This is a genomic window from Paenibacillus chitinolyticus (genome assembly GCF_045038035.1).
Lineage (GTDB): Bacteria > Bacillota > Bacilli > Paenibacillales > NBRC-103111 > Paenibacillus_F > Paenibacillus_F chitinolyticus_A.
Genome location: NZ_CP173427.1, coordinates 4,927,726 through 4,945,875, shown reverse-complemented (window position 1 = coordinate 4,945,875; position 18,150 = coordinate 4,927,726). Strand labels below are relative to the sequence as shown.

Sequence of the window (18,150 nt, the reverse complement as noted above, 5' to 3'; positions counted from 1 at the left end):
CCCCACCGGAACTTAGCGGCACAGAGGGGCCGCAGCGCCGGCGCACGGCATTTAACAAGTAGGCTAGTGATCAAGTGAGGCGATTCGCATGCTATGGGAAGAAATCAACGAAGAGAACCGGATCGCGAAGCTGGCTTCGCAGCCGGCGCGTGAAGGGGAATGTCTGCTGACATGGCAGTGGCCCAAGGAAGTCGGCGCGGTCTATGTGTACAGCTTCGAGAGCGGAAGCGAGCAGCCGCCCGAGCAGCTTGCCCCGCATCAGCTTAAGCTGTTTACGCGGGAAGAGTACAAGGCGGCCGGCGGTTACCGCGAGCGCATGGAATACATCGGAATGCGGGGTTACCGCATTTTCCCGTGCGTCATGAAGGACGGCCGCGTGACTCCGTACCGCCAGACCGGCACGGACAACGTCATTCGCGTCAGCGCGGGCAAAGCCCGGATCCGGTATTCGATTAAATACGGAGGCCGGTTGTTCGGCAAATACAAGTCCGCGAAAATTCAATTGTTTTGCGAGATTCCGGTGCCGCAGGAAGCGCTCTGCTACGTGAAGAAGGAGGGCGGCCATCCGGCGGGACGGCAGGACGGCACCGCTTATCCTTTCCGCCGGGATTTCGAGGCGGGCACGCAGACCCTGCCGGAGATCGAAATCGGCAAGAACGATTTTCTGCGGCTTTTTTTCACGGATTCCCGTTACGGGGATGTTTATGAACTAATCCAGGAATGAGGAGAGGCGCACATGCTAGGGTATCTGAAAAGTCTTTTCGAAAAAAAGCCGCCCGAGAAAGAGCGGCCGCCTTATTACAGCATCGTCTGCCCGTATTGTTTTAATAAATTCGAGCCGGATGATGTCGTGTTCCGGGCCAGTCATATCAAGGATAACGACGATGATTTTATGCTCCAGGAGGATGCGCGTCTGAACGGCTGGAGGCGCAAGTTCAATTTGTCCGAGGTGGATATGGAGGCCGTTATTCTGCCTTCTACGATTCCCGACTCGTACAAGACGTATGTACAGAATGTGCTCGTCGCCGTAACCGACCGTTACGGGGAAACGACCAGAAGGCGTCTGTGCCCGTACTGCCACAACGAGCTGCCGATTTCGGCCGGTAAAGTGCCGAGCAATATTATTTCCATCGTGGGCGCTTCGCAGGTCGGCAAGTCTGTCTATATGACCTCGCTGATCCATACGCTCCAGCATACGACGGCTTCGAATTTTAACGCCGCCTGCATGCCGCTGAGCGCGGAAATTTCCCGCAAATTCCGGCAGCACTACCACGAGCCGATTTTCGAACGGGGCAGCATGCTGCAATCGACGAACCCGAACGAACAGCAGGAGCCGTTTATTTTCCAGTTTGTTTTTAAGGATGAGCGCGAGGCACCGCTGACGATCGTCTTTTTCGACGTGGCGGGCGAGGGCATGGTTCAGAGAGAATACCTCGATATTTATGCGTCCCATATCAAAAATTCCTCCGGCATTCTGTTTCTCGTCGACCCTCTGCAAATCCGGAGCATCCGCGACAAAATCCAGATTAATGTCGGCGGGGAGCAGGGCGAATTCGCCAACCGGTACGACGAGCCGCGCGAGGTGGTTATTTCGCTGTTCGAGAATTTTATCGCCCACCAGAGCAATTCCAAGACGGACATCCCGACGGCTATCGTCCTGACGAAGAGCGACATGCTCCAGTATTTGAAGGAAGAAGACAGCGAGTACATCCAGCCGAACAGCAACGTGTTCCGTAATGTCGTCCACCAGGGCTACCTCGATGCATCGGAGTTCGAGAACATTAACGGCGAAATCGGCCGTTTTATTGAAAAAGTAGACCGCCCGTTCAAAGACGCGGTGGACGTGTATTTCTCGAATACGGCTTACTTCGCGGTTTCCGCGCTCGGCACCAATCCCGTGAACAAGCAGATTTCGGGCGTCATTAATCCGACCCGGGTCGACGAGCCGTTCATCTGGCTGCTGCATAAGCTGGGCTATATCGCAAGGAGAGATGCGACGTGATGCAGAAAAACATTCAACAGCAGCTGTTTACCCGGGACCGCGAGGGGGTCTTCCGCACAAGCGAAGGGTTCGATACGGTCGCCAAGTCGCCCGGGCTGGACCCTTCCTTTATCAAATCGGCGCTGCATCCCTACTGCGTCTATAAGGCGCCTCAGGAGCTTCTGGAGCGCGGGGAAGAAAACTCCGGGCTGTATCCGGAGTCAGTCGTCGCTTACAACGCGGAGAACGGGGATTTAGTAATCGGGCGCAGCGTTTACGTGGCGACGGACTTTACGGGGCAGCGCAGCGCTTCCTTCACGCACCAGTACGTGATTCCGAAGGAGCGCAAAGAAGCGTTCATCCGCGAACCCCGACGCATCTTCGGCATCCGCGGCTTCCAGAGCCGCTACGACATCCGGGGCGGCAAGGAAATCCCCGAGCTGGAGGATATCCCGTTCGAGCCGGAAATCCGGGCGGGCGAAGGGGACAAGCTGCTGGAGACGCTCGGGATCGACCGGGAGCTGTTCCGCCAGCTCGTCTTCGCGGTGCTTGCCTCGGTGGCGAACAAGAAGAAAGTGTTCATTTCCCTGAACACGGACATCTCCGAGAGCGCCATCTACGCCAAGCGTCTGCTGGAACTTGTGTACCGCTGCCTTCCTTACGCGGTACGCCGGCAGCTCGGCTTTATGACCTTCAACAGCGAGCCGGAAGCGAAGCAGCATCTGCACGTCGTGTTCACGGAAAAAGGGAGCATCCGGCTGCCCGACCGTAAAATCGAAAAAGATTTCATTTTCGATTTCGCCGGCGGCCGCTTCCTGAACACGGAGCTGCCTGCCCAGGACCACGCGTACCTGGATTACGTGTGGACTCACCGGAACAACCCGGCTGAGCTGCAGAAGTACTTCGACTTCTGCGACGAAGCGGTCTCCGGGCTGGATACCCAGACGATGCTGAGCGCCGCAGCCTATTCCCGGTTGTGCGTCCTGTATGAGATCGAAGGCGGCCGCACGGAGCTGTACGAACAGGACCGGGCCGCTGTTATGAACGGGATTCTGTCGTTCTTCACGACTGAATCTTACCCGCGTAAACCGCGCCTGAAGGAGCTGTTCGTCGGTCTTCTCACCCGCGAGGCGTCGGACCGGGACCGCATAGCCGGGGCGGATTACGTGGAAGCCGTTATCCGCTACGAGAAGTTTGCCGATCCGCAGGTAAAAGCCCTGATCGTCCGCTGCCTCGGCATCTTCGTCTCGCGGGCCGCCGATGCGGCGGCTGGAGACGGTATCGAGGGCGCCGCTCCGCTGCTGGACCTGCTGGCCGCTTACCCGGCTGTTTTCACCGGAGTATTCGGCGGGCTGATGAAGAGCAGTCCTGCCTTAGGCGAAGGCTACATCCGCTATCGGATGAAGCGGGTCAAGTCGGTGCAGGCCTTTACCGGCGAGATCGGCTTCTGGCAGTCGCACAGCGAAGAGCTGATGGGAGAAGAATTGTTCTCCCGGGAATGCTACGATCCGCTGCGCAGGCTGATGCGGACGGATGTCAGGAAGAAAATTTCCCTGGCTCAGACGTTATCCGCGTATTTTGACCAGTTGGGGAAAAATTCGCCCGGGGAGAAGAACCGCGGCATCAGGCAGTTCAGCCGGTGGATGAAACTCGCGGTGCATCTGGAGCTGGCGGATGACTTGAAGCCGAGCGGCCTCGGCATCGAAGATATCGAGAGCCTGGGATTTCTGCTCGATCCGGTCAATCCGGACCTATACGGTCAGGCATCGCGGGATCAGGAAGGAGTTCTTCACGTCTTGCAAGCGGCGTACAAAGTGCTGACGCTGGACGGGAAGAAACAGTCCGAAGCGGAAGATGTGATGGCCCGTCTGGACCCTGTCGATTTGGACCGGGCGCAGCTTCTTTTGCAGAAGCTGATGCAAAACGAGGTTACCCCGGCCCGTTTCGGGCAGCTGGTGACGGCTTTCCATAAACCGGGAACCGGAGGAAGCGCGGATCGCCAGCCCGGCTACGATTACGAACGGCTGCTGAATTTTGTGGCCTCGGCCGGGCAAGGAACGGATACGTTTACGGATTTCGCCGCCTGGTCCGCGGAGGATATCCGCTTCCGGGACGAGAAGGGCGCCATTCATCCTTACTACAAGGCGGCACTCAGCCGCGCGTTCGATGTTCACGCTCCGCAGGCTTTCCGCAATAAGGCGGTGTCCCGGAAGCTGCTGGAGACCGGAAATCCTTCATTCGCGGCTCTGTTCGAAACCGTCAGACTGCGGCAGTCCGGCAAATGGGCCCGGATCTGGGCCAAAAACAAACGGAAAATCGTGCTCAGGGGCTCCATTTTTCTGATCCTGTTTATCGCCATTATCGCCGTACTTTGGAAGCCCGTATCGGGGTGGATGGCTCCGACTCCGGTCGTTATCGTGGGAGACCTGCAGGAGAAAACCGGCAGCGAAACGGTAACGGTCAAAGCCTCGCTGAAGGACCCCGACAAAAATACAAAGCTGTATGTCAACGACAAGATCATCGAGAACGGGAGCATCGAGCTGAAGCTGAACGAAGGGGAAAATCCCCTTGTTTTCAAGGCGGTGAGCAAGTCGGGCAAAGCCTCCGAAACCGTGAGCAAAAAGGTGACGCTCGTACCGCGCCCCCTGCTGAAAGCGGAGCAGCCGCCATTGACGGTCAAAACCGCCAAGGTTACCGTGACGGCTAAAGCGGAGGACGGCAACGATCCGAGCCCGGAGATTTATATTAACGGGCAGCTTGCCGGGACAGGCAGCGTTTCCCAGCAGGTTCAGCTCGTTCCGGGCGATAATCCGATCGAGATTACGGCGAAGAACAAGCTGGGCCGCCTGAGCGAGCCCGTGCGCTATACCGTGAAATCGAACCTTGTGCCCGTGGGGCCTCCTGCCGGGTCAAGGTAAGAGCTTGAGGGAACAAGCATGCCTTTTTTATCTAATAGGAATTAAAAAACGAGCAAGTTCTTATCGCCAAAAGGCGGCCTCATCCGGTTTGGAGGGCCGCTTTTTTATTTTGGCTGTGTTCATAGATTAATCATTCAATCCCATGCCGTTAAGAATGTGCTGCATCCATTTTTCAACCCTCGACACGCGGGTTTTGGATTGTTTGGGATCGGAGAAATAAAGAATGTAGGCTCTTTGCCGTCCCGGCGTCAATGCTTCAAAAGCGGTCTTCAAGGCCGGGATTTCATCGAATTTAGTTTGAAGTTCTTCAGGAATGACGACGTCTGTATTCTTTTTAAAAGTCACTTCCAAGCCGGCTTTTTCCACTTCAATGGCTTCATGAATATAGGCTTTCAAGACGGTTTCCATCTCAACGATATCTTGAACAGCGGTGAACCGAATCTGGCGCGCCGCCTGTACGTTTGCCGTTTGTCGGATTAGGATGCCGTGGGTATCTTTTAACAAGGCGCCTTTGTGAAACAGAAGCGCACAGTATTCTTTGAATCCGTGTATTAAAACGATGTTTTTATTCTGAAACGTGTAGCAAGGATGCATCCACTTAAATTCTTCGGTCAGCCCGCAGTCTAGAACGATAGTTCTCAGCTTTTCGTATTCTTCCTTCCACTTTTTAGCCTTACTTAAAAATTCATCTACCTTAGGATTCGTCCTACCAGTTGTCATTAAGGAGCACTCCTCTTCCGTTTCTCGTTCTCTTTTTATTCGACTAGAGTAGTTATTCCCGTTTTGGATATGCGAATACCCCTACGCCGCTTCTATCGAATTGAAACTGAAATCGCGAGCGGAATGCTGTGATGATGAAGGCAGAGGGAGAACTGAACTGTAAACACGCACCGTGCCCGAAAAAGTGACACACAAAAAAAGCACCACTGTCCCGGAGGAGAGTGGTGCTAGGCGTGCGCGCTTATTGTGCGGACAGCTCCAGGATCGCCTGCACGATCGCTTCCGCGTCCCAGCCGACTATCCGGTCGGCATTCTGCTTCACGATCAGGGAAGGCTCCCCCGAATCCGGGGTCCGGACGGCTATAAGCGGCTTGTTCATTTCGCTTGTGGCCGCGATAATTTCTTTGTTGATCCATCTGCTGTAGGCGGGAGGCGCGTCGGCCGGAATGAGCACGGCTTGGCAGTATTTCATCTTGCCGCGCACGGCCTCGTAAAGGGACCGCTCGTTATCCGCGGCGGCCGCCGGATGATCTTCCGGCAGCAGAAACGTATCGAAGCGGAACCCCCGGCTCCGGCAGGTTTGCAGCCGTGCAACCAGCTCGCGGAAGGCCGGCTTGTTATTCCAGGCACAGCTCAGATACAGACTGGTTTTATACGATTTTGCCGGGGGCAGCACATAGTTCGCCTCCTTGAAATCCGGGTTTTATTCGATGCCCTTGATCCAGGCGTTCACTTTGTCGGCATTCGCGTCGGCCCATTCTTTGGCCGCGTCTTCCGGCGATTTGCCTTCCTGGATCGCAACCATCACCTTAGCCATGTCGTCCGGGGTCCATTCGAACTGGTCCAGGAACTTGTAGGCGTTCGGCTGATCTTCTTTTAACCCTTTGCGGGTGAGCGTGTGAATTTCTTCTTCGCCGCCGTATACGCCCTTGGGATCGGCCAGATATTTCAGCTCCATCTTGGCGAACATCCAGTGCGGGGTCCAGCCGGTGACGACGATAGGCTTCTGTTCTTTATAAGCTTTTTGCAGCTCCTGAGCCATGGCGGCCGAAGAGCTTTCGACCAGCTTGTAGCCGGAGAGGCCGTAGTCGGCGACCGCTTTTTCCGTGGACATCATAATGCCCGCTCCGGGTTCGATCCCGATGATCTGGTTGTTCAGCGACGCGCTTACATCGGCTTTCTTGAGATCCTCGATCGAGTCGATCTTCATGTAAGCGGGAACAGCCAGTCCCGTCTTGGTGCCTTTCAGGTTCGCGCCGAGATCCTCCACGCTGGATTTATATTTCTCCAGATAGGAGGCGTGAGTGCCGGGAAGCCAGGCGGCAACCATGGCGTCCGCGCTTCCGTCGGCGATACCGGCCCACATCGGCCCGGCGTCAACCTGGAGCATTTCGACTTTGTAGCCCAGTTTGCTCTCCAGGACGTATTTGGCAACGTTCGTGCTGGCTATCTCCGAATCCCAGGCTACATACGCGAGCTTGACGGATTTGCCTTTGGCTCCGCCGCCGGTGGAACAACCGGCGACCAGTGCAACGGCGAGAACGACGGACAACAACAAACTCCATTTTTTAAAAATAACGATGACACCCCTTAGTTCGATTTTTTCTTTTTAAACACATTCTGGGTCAGACGGTCCAGCAGGATAGCCATAATGACGATGGCGATACCGGCTTCGAAGCCGACGCCCGTCTTGGCCTGCGTGACGGCCCGGTACACGTAAGCGCCGACCCCTTGCGCGCCGATCATCGAGGAGATGACGACCATGGACAGGGACAGCATGATGGTCTGGTTCACGCCGGCCATAATGGTCGGCATCGCGAGGGGCAGCTGCAGCTTGACCAGCTTCTGGGCCGGTGTCGAGCCGAAGGCGTCCGCCGCCTCCACCAGCTCTTCCGGCACCTGCCGGATGCCGAGGTTGGTCAGGCGGATCGTAGGCGGAATCGCGAAAATGATCGAAGCGATGACGCCCGGCACGACGCCGAGAGAGAAGAACGACACGGCGGGAAGCAGGTAGACAAAGGCGGGCATCGTCTGCATGAAGTCGAGCACCGGCGTCACGATATTTTGCAGCAGCGTATGACGCGCGCAGAGAATACCGATCGGCACCCCGATCACGATGGACAGGATGGACGCCGTCAGGACGAGCGCAAGCGACTGCATGGACAGCTCCCAGAAGCCCAGGTTGTCGATCAGCAGCAGGCCGATAAACGCGAAAAGCGCGATCCTCCAGCGGCCGATCCAGTAGGCAAGCGCCGTGATCAGAACGATCAGAACGAGCGCGGGAAGAGCGGTCAGAGCGGTCTCGATGGAACCGACCATAGCGGCGATGACCGCTTTGATGGCGCCGAAGAGCGGCCCGAAATGATCGGTGAGCCAGCTTTCGAGAAATTCGATCCAACTGCCGAGCGGAAGTTTAGGCAGGTTCATCGCGCAACACCCGCTTCCGGTTCCGCATTTCCGGCCAAGGCCGAAAGCACCGCTCCTTTAATGACGATGCCTTTCAGCCGGTCCTCCTCGTCGACGACGGCAACGGGAAGCCGGGTTTCGGCCATCATTTCGAACAGGTCGTTCAGCAGTGTTCCGGGTGAAACAGTCGGAATAGAGCGCTGCATGACCTGCTCCAGCGACTTGCCTTCCTTAAGAGCCTGGAGGGCGTCTTCCGCGGTCACGATTCCGAGCAGCTTCATCCCTTTGCTCGTCAAATACAAACTGGACACGCCGCTGTCCCGCATAAGCTGAAGGGCTACCCGCGGCCCCCTTTCGAGGGAGATCGTTTCCGGTTTTTTCATGACATGGGCCGCCGTAAGGACTTTGGACAAATCCACGTCTTCGACGAAGCGTTCCACGTACTTGTTGGCCGGCTGAATCAGAATTTCTTCCGGCGTGCCGATCTGGACGATGGAGCCGTCCTTCATGAGGGCGATCCGGTCTCCGATGCGCAGCGCTTCATCCAGATCATGTGTAATGAAGACAATCGTTTTCTTGAGCTTGGACTGGAGTTCCAGCAGCTCGAGCTGCATATCCTTGCGGATGAGCGGGTCCAGTGCGCTGAACGCTTCATCCATAAGCAGGATTTCAGGATCGTTGGCCAGCACGCGGGCAAGGCCGACGCGCTGCTGCATGCCGCCGCTGAGCTGGTCGGGCAGGCTGTTTTCCCAGCCTTCCAGGCCGACCGACTTCAAAGCGGTGGTTGCCATCTCCGTTCTTTTTTTACGTTCGACACCCTGAATTTCAAGTCCGTATTCCGCATTTTCAAGTACGGTCCGGTGCGGGAAAAGAGCGAATTTCTGAAAAACCATCCCGATATTTTTCCGTCTGAATTGACGGAGCTGCTCGGGGTTCATTTTAAGCACATCGGTTCCGTTAAAAAGAACCTGGCCTCCCGTCGGCTCGATGAGCCGGTTTAACAGACGGACGAGCGTCGATTTGCCGCTTCCCGACAGTCCCATAATGACGAAGATTTCTCCTTGCTCAATCGAAAATTCCGCCTTATTGACCCCCACGGTCAGTTTGTGTTCTTTCAAAATCTGTTCTTTGGTGCGGCCTTGATCCAGCAGGGTCAAAGCTCTCTTGGGGTCCGATCCGAATACTTTGGTAAGTTGTTTTACCTCAATGATAGGCATGTGGACCTCCTTTCCTGGGTCTTTTGACTGGCTTGCTGACTTGTTTCAGTGTAACGGCATTCTTTTTTGACCGTCAAAGTCCGTATAAGCTTATAAATGTTTGTACAGTTTTAACTTTACGTACGATACGTTAAGTATACTCCGTATAACGCCGTATTCCTTCTTTCGTGTTTTCTTTACTTATCGAGGGGTCTTTGATTACAATACAATTTAGAGGTTGAGAAGCAGCAGCTTGTTCCTCAGGAGGGAAACCATGAACGATCTCAGCGGCTTTACGACAGAGCAGAGCCAGAAAATTCAAAAAAACCGTGAACGTGTTATTGATTCCATCGGCAAAAATATGGATTTATACGGCATTACCTTGTCGATCGGGCACTTATATGGCTATATGTATTTCAATAACGGACCCGTCACACTGGATGAACTGAGCAAAACGATGGGGATGAGCAAGACATCCATGAGCACCGGCGTGCGGACGCTGATGGATTTGAAAATGATCGATAAGGTATGGGGAAAAGGCACACGCAAAGACCTGTACGAGGTGGAACCGGACTGGTACCAGAATTTCAGCGATTTTTTCTCCATTAAATGGCGTAAAGCGGTGGAAGGGAATATGAATGCCCTCAACAAATCGCTCGTCGAACTGCGGCATATGAAGAAGGAATACGAAGAGAGTCCGGAGCTACAGGCCGTACTGGAAGCGGACGAAGCCAAAATCGCTCACGCCATGGACTATTACAAGTGGCTGCTGAGGCTGATCGAGGCGATGGAAACCGGGAAGATCTTCGAGCTGATTCCGAAAGAGCCCCGGGAACCCGCTTCACAGGAAGCCGGCCGGACAGAGCATGACGGGAGAGAATAGAAAAAAGGACAAGCATGGGCTTGTCCTTTTTTGTTTTACGGAAGTGCACGGCGAGGATCTCTCTAGCCTTTAGACAAACGCCTTTGTCCCGCAGGAAAAAAAGGCGTTCTGCTATCTGAAAGGCCAGCCTTTTTAACTCTATAGAACGAGAAAAACGTTCGTCAAAGGCGTCTTGATCCCATGAGCGGTTATTTATATGAAATAAACAACCACAACATAAAAATTAAGAATAGGAGAAGACCTATATTTTCTCGTTTACGGGTCTTGATCGTTCCGCTTGAGAGTCGGTATATGAATATTACAATGATGCATAGGGCAACTGCTAAAGGAAGTATTTTTGCCAAGTTATTCATGGACTCCTCCTTAAGAGTAAAGGTTGCTTATTTAGGTTGAAAATATTTTCCAGTATTAGACATTAAAATAAACCATTTAAATTTAGCTCCCTACCGGAGGGACCGGCAGAACGGACCTGGGTTTGAACTTACTCCCGAATAGCTTATTATAGAAGGAGTATAAGCTCTTATTTCGCCCTTTAGGAGTGGGACCGGATGACCTTAAATGAAAAGATTGCCGCTTATGTCGAATTGATGAATGAAGCTCGCGAAATTTCGAACAGGGCAAACAGCCGGGCCTACGAACTCCGGCAAACAGCGGTTCGGATAGGTTTCGAAGCTACGGCAGCGGCTGAACATGCCGCTCTGATGGCGGAAATCGTGAGAGAAAACACGGAATCAGGCTCCTTATCCAAGCTGATTCATGCCAGCCGCGAAGCCGCATCGAGAGCCGCGGAAGCTACGCTGAAGGCTTTGGAAGCCATCAAAGCAGCCAATGCGGCGGATCATGAAGCAACCGAAGCTTTCGAACGCACGCGTGAAGCTGCGGAGAAATTGACGGAAGCCCTCCAGATTGAGGGGTATTGACGTAAGCGACGAAAGCCGCGAACGCGAACGCAATCGCAAGGCAAGAACGGATAGGCAAGTCACGAATGTAAACGCAAGTCGCGAAGGCAACCGCAAGGCCGAACGCAACGGCAAGACGCAAACGTATACGCATAAGCATAGGCAAAAAGCGCCCCCCAAGGGCGCTTTTTTTATTCCGCGGCGTTCAGCTTGGCGGCTCTGCGGTATTCGCCCGGCGTCTGTCCCGTCCACTTCTTGAACATGCGGTTGAACGACGTGATGTTCCGGTAGCCGATGCGAAGACCGACTTCCACAATATTGAGCTGAGTCCCCGTCAGCAGTTCCTGCGCTTTGGAAACCCGGATGGCATTCAGGTGGTCGCTGAAATTCGCTCCCGTTTTCTCTTTGATATAGACCGATAAATAGGCGCTCGACATCTGGAGGCGGTCCGCAAGATTTTCGAGGGAAAGCTCATCCCCGTAGCCGTCCCGGAGCGTGTCCATAACGAATCGGATCACGGGATCTTCCGTATCTTTCTTCTCGTAAATGAGCGAGGCCGCGGAGAAGAACAGTTCCCGGTAGCCTTCGATATAATCTTCGAAGGTGCAGCACTCCTTAAGCCGCCTCATAAGCGGTTTGACGGGCCAGGCAGCGTCCTGCGCGATTTTGTAGATGTCCATAAGCTTCCAGATCTTGGCCGCGGTGGACTCCGCAAGCTGCCTGTACTGGACGACGCCGGCCCCGGACTCGCGCATTTCGGCAAGCTGGCGGCCCATCAGCTCCAGGGCCCCCTTGTCGTCCCCGGCCTGAAGGCAGGCGTTCAGCTCCTGCTCCCGGGCGGGGCTTAGCGCGCAAGCCTGCAGGCCGGACCGCGTTTCAAGGATGAGCTGCGTCTCCTCCGCCAGGGTGGCCTGGCCCGCTCTTTCCAGCGCCTGCAGGTAGGCGTCGTTGAACTGGGAAGCGTGCTCGAACCGCGAGCTGACCGCCACGGCCGCCAGGCACTGCTCCTTGTCGGAATCGAACAGGTGCCGGATGTCCCCGAGCATGGCCTGAAGCGTGCCGGCAGCGACTGCGCCGCTGATGACCGTTAATATCTGGTTCTTCTCCATCTGGAACGTATGCGAACCGGGACTGTGTTCTCTCAGAAGCACGTCGAGATGCTCACGGTAATAGGAGGCAAGCCGCTCGTGCGGGACAGGTTCCCCGTCCGGTTTCGCCTGCCGGAACCGGAGTTCATAGACGATAATCTGGAAGCTTTGGTCGCTCGCGATAAAATCCTGCCATTCGTGAATATCCGTATGAATGCTTCTCAGCTTGTTAATGTAGCTGTACTTCGTAAGAAGCGACTGCCGGCTGCGCAGCTCGCTGCGGATTTCGGCCTTTTCCTTGAGCAGATCGGCGATTTTCTCCTGAATGAACGCGAATTCCCGGATCGCGCTGGGCTCTCCGCCGCCGCTCCCGCTCATAAATGCCGAAACCAGCTGTTTGACGGGCCGGTTGATCCGGCGGCTGCTCAGCAGAGAGACGGCAAGGGCGATGCCGAGCGACAGGAGGAATATCGCGAGCAGCGTCCAGTTCAGCTTGCGGAGCTGGGAGGCCACGTTGGCATTGGGAACGCCGGTGATGTACGTCAGGCCGTCCTCGCCGGTATAGCGGAAATAAACCATCCCGCCGGCCACGGATGTTCCGCTATTCCCATCGAAAGCGGGAAGTCCCGCCGTATTTCCTCCTTCGCCCGTCCGGAAAAGAACGCTTCCATCGCCGTTCAGCACGTAAAAGAGGCGCCCGTCTCCGCCTTCCCCGAGAAAATCCCGCTGCGTCTTGTCCACGTCCAGATAAGCCGTAACGAGGTAGCTGCTGCCGCTCAGATGAAAGCTGACGGGCAGCAGCTTCTTCTCGTCGGGCGAATTCCAGACCGTCTTGAAATCCGCTGCGGGCAGCAGGGAGAACGCATCTGCCGATTTCAGGCGGTTTTCCCAGAAGGGGAGCGGATAAGCGGCGCTTTTGTACAGCCGGTTGTACTGGTCTTCCGCACCGCTGCTGCCGTCCTTGTCGAGCGTGACGCCGTGCGGCAGGAAATACACCACGAGGTTGTCGAGAAACAGGTGCGGGTTCGAGGTATCCGAACGGAGCCGGGTAACGATGCTTTTCGCCTCCAGATAACGGAGCTCTTCATCCGTCGCGCCCTGCAGATGCCGGTTGAAAGCGATCACGCCGGGATCGTTGTAGGTGTTGAAGAGAAGCGTTTTGATCCGGGAAAAATGCGTGCTGTATTTTTCGGCCGTATTTTTAAGCATGGACTGGTTGTGAGCGATAATTTCGCCGTGATATTTGGTCTTGAAATAAGCGAAGGCCGCCAGGTCGAACGCGGCAAACAATCCTATAATGACGAGAAAACTGATCAGCGTCGCAAGAAAAAGAGAGGTCGGTCTGGTTTTGTTGAACGGCATCGTGCAGGAACTCCTTACTCGTTTGGTGGGAAAGCGGCCGGTCTCTTCCCATTGTACGAGCCGAATGTTAGGGGAGTGTATACTTTCGGGGACTTGCGAATGAAAGATTTCGTGCGGCAGCAATAGGTTGACGCCTTTTGGAGAAGCGGATAAGATTAGGTGCAATTAAACAAATTGTGGAAAAAACCTTGTGATAGCAAAGGAGGCGCATGATGCCCCAAGCTTTTTTAAGCGGGATTGACCATGTTCAATTGCCCGTTACCGATCTGGAAGAGTCTATTCACTGGTACGGTGAAATTTTTGGCTTTCAGGTGATCGGTCATTATGGAGAGAGCGCCATGCTTTCTGTTCATAAAGGTCCTAACCTAATGCTTTGGCAAACGAAGAATTACTCGCCCGTTCGTTTCAATAAGGATGGAGAGCTAAAACCGGTCCTGTTTTTCAGCAGCGGCGATATCGATAACCTCGTGAAACATTTGAAGGAGAAAAGTGTCGCAATTGCCAGCTTTGACGATGGAGGATTCGCAAAATTCCTGAAGTTTTACGACCTTAACGGCAATTTAATAGGCGTTATGCAGCTCGCCGGCAAGAGATGAGCCCCTTCATACCGTCGGCGCAGCCGGGCAGGTCAGGCAAACTATCTGCATAGTTGAGACGTACAAACTGAACAAATCGGTGGCGGCAGAGCCTAAAACAGATCCATAAGAGAGGGTACCCGAGCGGGTATCCTTCTTTTGTTTATAAGGTGAGACATCCTTAAGAATGAGCCGCATCCGCATGGAAAGCCGAGTGGCAGGGCGGCAGCGGTCCTTATAATAAAGTCAGATCGCGAATCGGAACAGGGTATAAATTCAAAGGATGTCATTCGTGCTGCCTGACGGGTGACATGTTGAGAAGGGAGGATTTCTAACGTTTAAGTCGGTTCTTGTAAGCTCATACCATTTCGAAATAACGGAGGAATTTCATGCGCAACGAAATGAATACGCATCCGCGTTCGGTCGTATCCTGGCGGGATTACCGGATTGACCCGAGATACTTTATTCTGGCGTTCCTGAGCAGCTTTGCGATAGCCGGGCAAGTGTACCTGGGCTTTTTCCAGAAATGGGATGCGGTGTTTGCGGCAGTCGTTTGTACCACGGGAACGGAAATCATTTTGAACCGGCTGAAAAATAAAACGTGGATGTTTCCGCTCAGCGCCCTGATCACGGGGATCGGCATCTCTCTGCTGCTCAGTTCCAATCAGCTGTGGCCTTATGCGCTCACTGCCGTTATCGCGATTGCGCTGAAATATGCCATCCGTTTCAAAGGCGGGCATATTTTCAACCCCAACAACGTGGCGATGGTCATCATGCTCTACTCCCTGCCCCAGTATGCGGTCAGTACTCCCAAGCAATGGACGAACGGTATCGGCGTGATGATTCTGATCTTGTGCCTGGGCATCGTGGTGTGCTACATCGCCAACCGGCTGGATGCGGTGCTGGCTTTCCTCGGGAGCTTTACGCTGTTTGCGTTCGTGCGGCATTTCTTCTTCGGAGCGCCTTTGTTTGCGGCCCTGGGGCCCCTCATGGGCGCCTCCCTTCAACTGTTTGCCTTCTTCATGATCACGGACCCCAAGTCCACGCCTGCGACGAGGAGCGCCCGCATCGCGTTTTCCTTTTTCGTGGCACTGCTGGACGCCGTCTTCCGGATCAACCGGATTCCGAATCCGCAGTTCTACGCGCTTTCTCTTGTGTGTCTTGCTCTGATTATCCCGTACCGGCTGTGGGCTTCCCGCAAAACGGCGCCGGAGCCGGGACTGGCGGCAAACTCTTAAACGGAGGAAGTAAGACGGATGGAAATCCGGGCGAATAAATTTTACAAAAGAGGTGAACGCCATGTGCCGGAACGGGACATGCAGGGGGGCTTTCAACGGCGGAGAGGGGACAGGCTGCGGCAGACATTGCGCCAACCTCCGGTCGGAAGCCTATTCTAATGAAGGAACGGATGGTACAAAAGCAAAGCCGGCAAACCGGCCCGCAAACCAGGTTGAAAAGCAGCCGGAAAATCGGATGCCGAGCCGTACGGAAACTCAGCCGCCGCCCAGGGTGCGAAGCGATGAACAGAAACAGGGGAAGCGAGACCGTCTCCCTGCCGACCATTTGCCGTCGAGATATTTCCTGCGCACGAAGTATTTCAAGTATTGGGACTTCTGGGACCATTTCCGCTAATCCGCAAGAAGCAGCCCGCAGCCCGCAACCCGATAAGTATACCGACAATTCCATAAAATAAAGACAAGGACAGGACGAACCCTCCCGTTTTTGTCTTTTTTTATTTACTCAAAGAAAAACAAACATAAAAATAAACATTCAAAAATAAATAAAGATATGATAGTATTCAATAAAAGGAAACAAACACAAATGAAGCAAACCAATACTCGTTCAATTCCTGAGGAGGAGCACAAAATGACGGCAAATTTATGGGATGCGAAAGTCGCGGCACGCGTTAAGAAAGGTTTGGACGAACTGGTATACCGCTCGAACCTGCTCGGGTTTGACCGTACGGTCGCCAACTGGGGCGGCGGCAATACCTCGGCCAAAACGGCAGTCACCGATTTTCGCGGGCGGGAAATCGAGATCATGTGGGTAAAAGGCAGCGGTTCGGACCTTGCGTCCATGAAATCGGAAAATTTCACGGGTCTGCGTCTGGACGATATTCGTCCGCTGATGGAGCGGGAAGAAATGAGCGACGAAGAAATGGTCGCCTATCTGGGACACTGCATGGTGGACAGCCGGCACCCGCGGGCTTCGATCGAAACGCTGCTGCATGCGTTTCTTCCTTTTAAGCATGTGGATCATACGCATCCCGATGCCATCATCGCCCTCTGCTGCGCGGATAACGGCCAAGAGCTGGCGCGCGAAATATACGGCGACCGGTTTGTCTGGGTGCCCTATGTGCGTCCCGGCTTCACCCTTTCGAAAATGATCGCCGAAGGCGTACGCGGCAACCCGGCCGCCGAGCTTGTCCTGATGGAAAAACACGGACTGGTTACCTGGGGAGAAACGTCGGCGGCCTGCTACAAGAAGACGATTGAGATTATTTCGGAGGCGGAAAATTTCATCGAAACGCGCGTGAACCGCGCTGCGCCGTTCGGCGGCGCGAAGTACGAAACGCTGCCGGATTCCGCACGCAGAGAGATCCTCGCGCAGGTGCTGCCGGTCATCCGCGGAGCTGTCGGCGGAGAACGGAAGATGCTGCTGACGGCCGACGCCGGAGAAGATGTGCTGGCTTTCGTGAACAGCCGCGAGGCGCAGACGCTTTCCCAGGTGGGGGCCGCCTGTCCGGACCATCTCGTTCATACGAAGATGAAGCCGCTCTATGTGGATTGGAACCCCGCCGGGGCTGATGTTCCGGCCCTTATCGGAGCGCTGAAGACCGGCATCGCCGCTTACAAGGAAGCGTACGAGGCCTACTTCGAACGCAACAGGAATGAGGGTGACGCGATGTTCGAGGCGGCGCCGAGAGTGATTCTGATTCCCGGCCTCGGGATGGTGAATACGGGCAAAAGCCGGGCCATGGCCCAGGTGAGCGGCGCCCTTTACCATCGTGCCATCGCCGTGATGAGGGGGGCGACGGCGCTCGGAAACTTCGTTTCGCTGAGTGAAAACGAGTCCTATAACGTCGAATATTGGCCGCTGGAGCTGTACAAGCTGACACTTGCCCCGGCGGAAGCCGAATTCTCCCGGAAAGTGGCGTTCATCACCGGCGGAGCGGGGGGCATAGGCGGCGCGGCGGCGCGCGAGCTGCTGAAGGGCGGCGCCCACGTCGTGCTGGCCGATCTGAATCTGGAGGGGGCGCAGACGCTGGCGGCGGAGCTTAACCGGCAGTACGGGCAAGGACGCGTCATAGCCGCCGCAATGGACGTTACACGCGAGGAACAGGTCGCGGAAGCATACAAGCAAACCGTCCTTGCCTTCGGCGGGGTGGACATCATCGTGAACAACGCCGGCCTGGCGACCTCGAGTCCGTTTGAAGATACGACGCTGAAAGAATGGAACTTGAACATGAACGTGCTGGGAACGGGTTATTTCCTCGTAGCGAGGGAAGCGTTCAAGATCATGAAGGCTCAGGGAACCGGCGGCAGCATGGTATTCGTCGGCTCGAAAAATTCCGTCTACGCGGGCAAAAACGCTTCCGCCTACAGCACCGCCAAAGCCGCCGAAATTCACCTGGCGCGCTGCGTTGCCGCCGAGGGAGGCGCCTACGGCATCCGCGTCAATTCGGTGCTGCCGGACGCCGTCCTCCAGGGCTCGGCCATCTGGAATTCCGGCTGGCGCAGCGAACGCGCCGCGGCTTACGGCATCGAGCCGGATCAGCTGGAGGAGTATTACCGCCGGCGGACGACGCTGCTCGTGAACGTCTATCCGCAGGATATCGCGGAAGCGATCGCCTACTTCGCCTCGTCGAAATCGGAGAAGACGACCGGCTGCATGCTGACCGTGGACGGAGGCGTTCCGGCGGCGTTTACGCGATAGCCGGTTGGAGGCGCGGCGAGCCCGCTTAAGCTGCTTCGTGGCGGAGGGACGGAACGTTGAGCCGGGTGATGCAGGCTCGTCGCATACGACCGCGACGCCGCATCAGTTGAGGCCGCCTCGTGTGCATACGGCCGTGACGCCGCATCAGTTGAGGCTGCCTCGCTGCATACGGCCGTGACGCCGCAT

General features: G+C 55.3%; 14 protein-coding genes. 8 read left to right on the top strand and 6 right to left on the bottom strand.

The features are described from left to right. Window positions 1-88 precede the first annotated feature (88 nt). Genes ACI48J_RS22320 through ACI48J_RS22310 form a run of 3 tightly spaced genes read left to right on the top strand, consistent with a single transcriptional unit; the run spans window position 89 to window position 4,899 of the window. Complete coding sequence (locus ACI48J_RS22320) at window positions 89-724, top strand: hypothetical protein (RefSeq protein WP_405080297.1); 636 nt, start codon at window positions 89-91, stop codon at window positions 722-724. Window positions 725-736: 12 nt separating this feature from the next. After that, on the top strand, window positions 737-2,002 hold the full coding sequence (locus ACI48J_RS22315; RefSeq protein WP_326055347.1) for a TRAFAC clade GTPase domain-containing protein: 1,266 nt from the start codon (window positions 737-739) through the stop codon (window positions 2,000-2,002). Beyond that, window positions 2,002-4,899: a hypothetical protein gene (locus ACI48J_RS22310; protein WP_405083268.1), complete on the top strand. Its 2,898-nt coding sequence runs from the start codon at window positions 2,002-2,004 to the stop codon at window positions 4,897-4,899. Before ACI48J_RS22315 ends, ACI48J_RS22310 begins: the two co-directional genes overlap by 1 nt. 126 nt (window positions 4,900-5,025) lie before the next feature. Here the strand turns inward: ACI48J_RS22310 and ACI48J_RS22305 are convergent, their stop codons facing one another. The 5 genes from ACI48J_RS22305 to ACI48J_RS22285 all read right to left on the bottom strand — a co-directional run bounded on the left by ACI48J_RS22305 (window position 5,026) and on the right by ACI48J_RS22285 (window position 9,242). Then, complete coding sequence (locus tag ACI48J_RS22305) at window positions 5,026-5,619, bottom strand: YdeI family protein (protein ID WP_405080296.1); 594 nt, start codon at window positions 5,617-5,619, stop codon at window positions 5,026-5,028. Between the two features lie 241 nt (window positions 5,620-5,860). Then, on the bottom strand, window positions 5,861-6,295 hold the full coding sequence (locus ACI48J_RS22300) for a TIR domain-containing protein (protein ID WP_405080295.1): 435 nt from the start codon (window positions 6,293-6,295) through the stop codon (window positions 5,861-5,863). A 27-nt stretch (window positions 6,296-6,322) separates the two neighbouring features. After that, window positions 6,323-7,171 carry a glycine betaine ABC transporter substrate-binding protein gene (locus tag ACI48J_RS22295; RefSeq protein WP_326055343.1) on the bottom strand — a complete coding sequence of 283 codons (849 nt, stop codon included), beginning with the start codon at window positions 7,169-7,171 and terminating at the stop codon, window positions 6,323-6,325. Window positions 7,172-7,209: 38 nt separating this feature from the next. Next, on the bottom strand, window positions 7,210-8,046 hold the full coding sequence (locus tag ACI48J_RS22290; protein WP_326055342.1) for a proline/glycine betaine ABC transporter permease: 837 nt from the start codon (window positions 8,044-8,046) through the stop codon (window positions 7,210-7,212). Next, entirely contained in the window at window positions 8,043-9,242 is a 1,200-nt protein-coding gene (locus tag ACI48J_RS22285; RefSeq protein ID WP_405080294.1) for a glycine betaine/L-proline ABC transporter ATP-binding protein, read from the bottom strand. The genes ACI48J_RS22290 and ACI48J_RS22285 overlap by 4 nt, the downstream gene beginning before the upstream one ends. Before the next feature lie 253 nt (window positions 9,243-9,495). On the opposite strand from ACI48J_RS22285, the gene ACI48J_RS22280 reads away from it, so the two are divergent. Then, on the top strand, window positions 9,496-10,104 hold the full coding sequence (locus ACI48J_RS22280) for a GbsR/MarR family transcriptional regulator (RefSeq protein ID WP_405080293.1): 609 nt from the start codon (window positions 9,496-9,498) through the stop codon (window positions 10,102-10,104). A gap of 548 nt (window positions 10,105-10,652) precedes the next feature. Beyond that, window positions 10,653-11,024, top strand: a complete 372-nt coding sequence (locus ACI48J_RS22275; protein ID WP_326055338.1) for a hypothetical protein — start codon at window positions 10,653-10,655, stop codon at window positions 11,022-11,024. 170 nt (window positions 11,025-11,194) lie between these two features. Here ACI48J_RS22275 and ACI48J_RS22270 read toward each other — a convergent pair whose 3' ends face one another. Continuing rightward, window positions 11,195-13,453, bottom strand: coding sequence for a helix-turn-helix domain-containing protein (locus ACI48J_RS22270; protein ID WP_405080292.1), 2,259 nt, complete (start codon window positions 13,451-13,453; stop codon window positions 11,195-11,197). A gap of 209 nt (window positions 13,454-13,662) precedes the next feature. On the opposite strand from ACI48J_RS22270, the gene ACI48J_RS22265 reads away from it, so the two are divergent. The 3 genes from ACI48J_RS22265 (at window position 13,663) to ACI48J_RS22255 (ending at window position 17,964) form a co-directional block, all read left to right on the top strand. Continuing rightward, a complete protein-coding gene (locus ACI48J_RS22265; protein ID WP_405080291.1) occupies window positions 13,663-14,049 on the top strand; it encodes a VOC family protein in 387 nt (128 codons plus the stop codon). A 368-nt stretch (window positions 14,050-14,417) separates the two neighbouring features. Further along, window positions 14,418-15,266, top strand: a complete 849-nt coding sequence (locus ACI48J_RS22260; protein ID WP_405080290.1) for an RnfABCDGE type electron transport complex subunit D — start codon at window positions 14,418-14,420, stop codon at window positions 15,264-15,266. 628 nt (window positions 15,267-15,894) lie between these two features. Continuing rightward, entirely contained in the window at window positions 15,895-17,964 is a 2,070-nt protein-coding gene (locus tag ACI48J_RS22255) for a bifunctional aldolase/short-chain dehydrogenase (protein WP_405080289.1), read from the top strand. The last annotated feature ends 186 nt before the right edge of the window (window positions 17,965-18,150 follow it).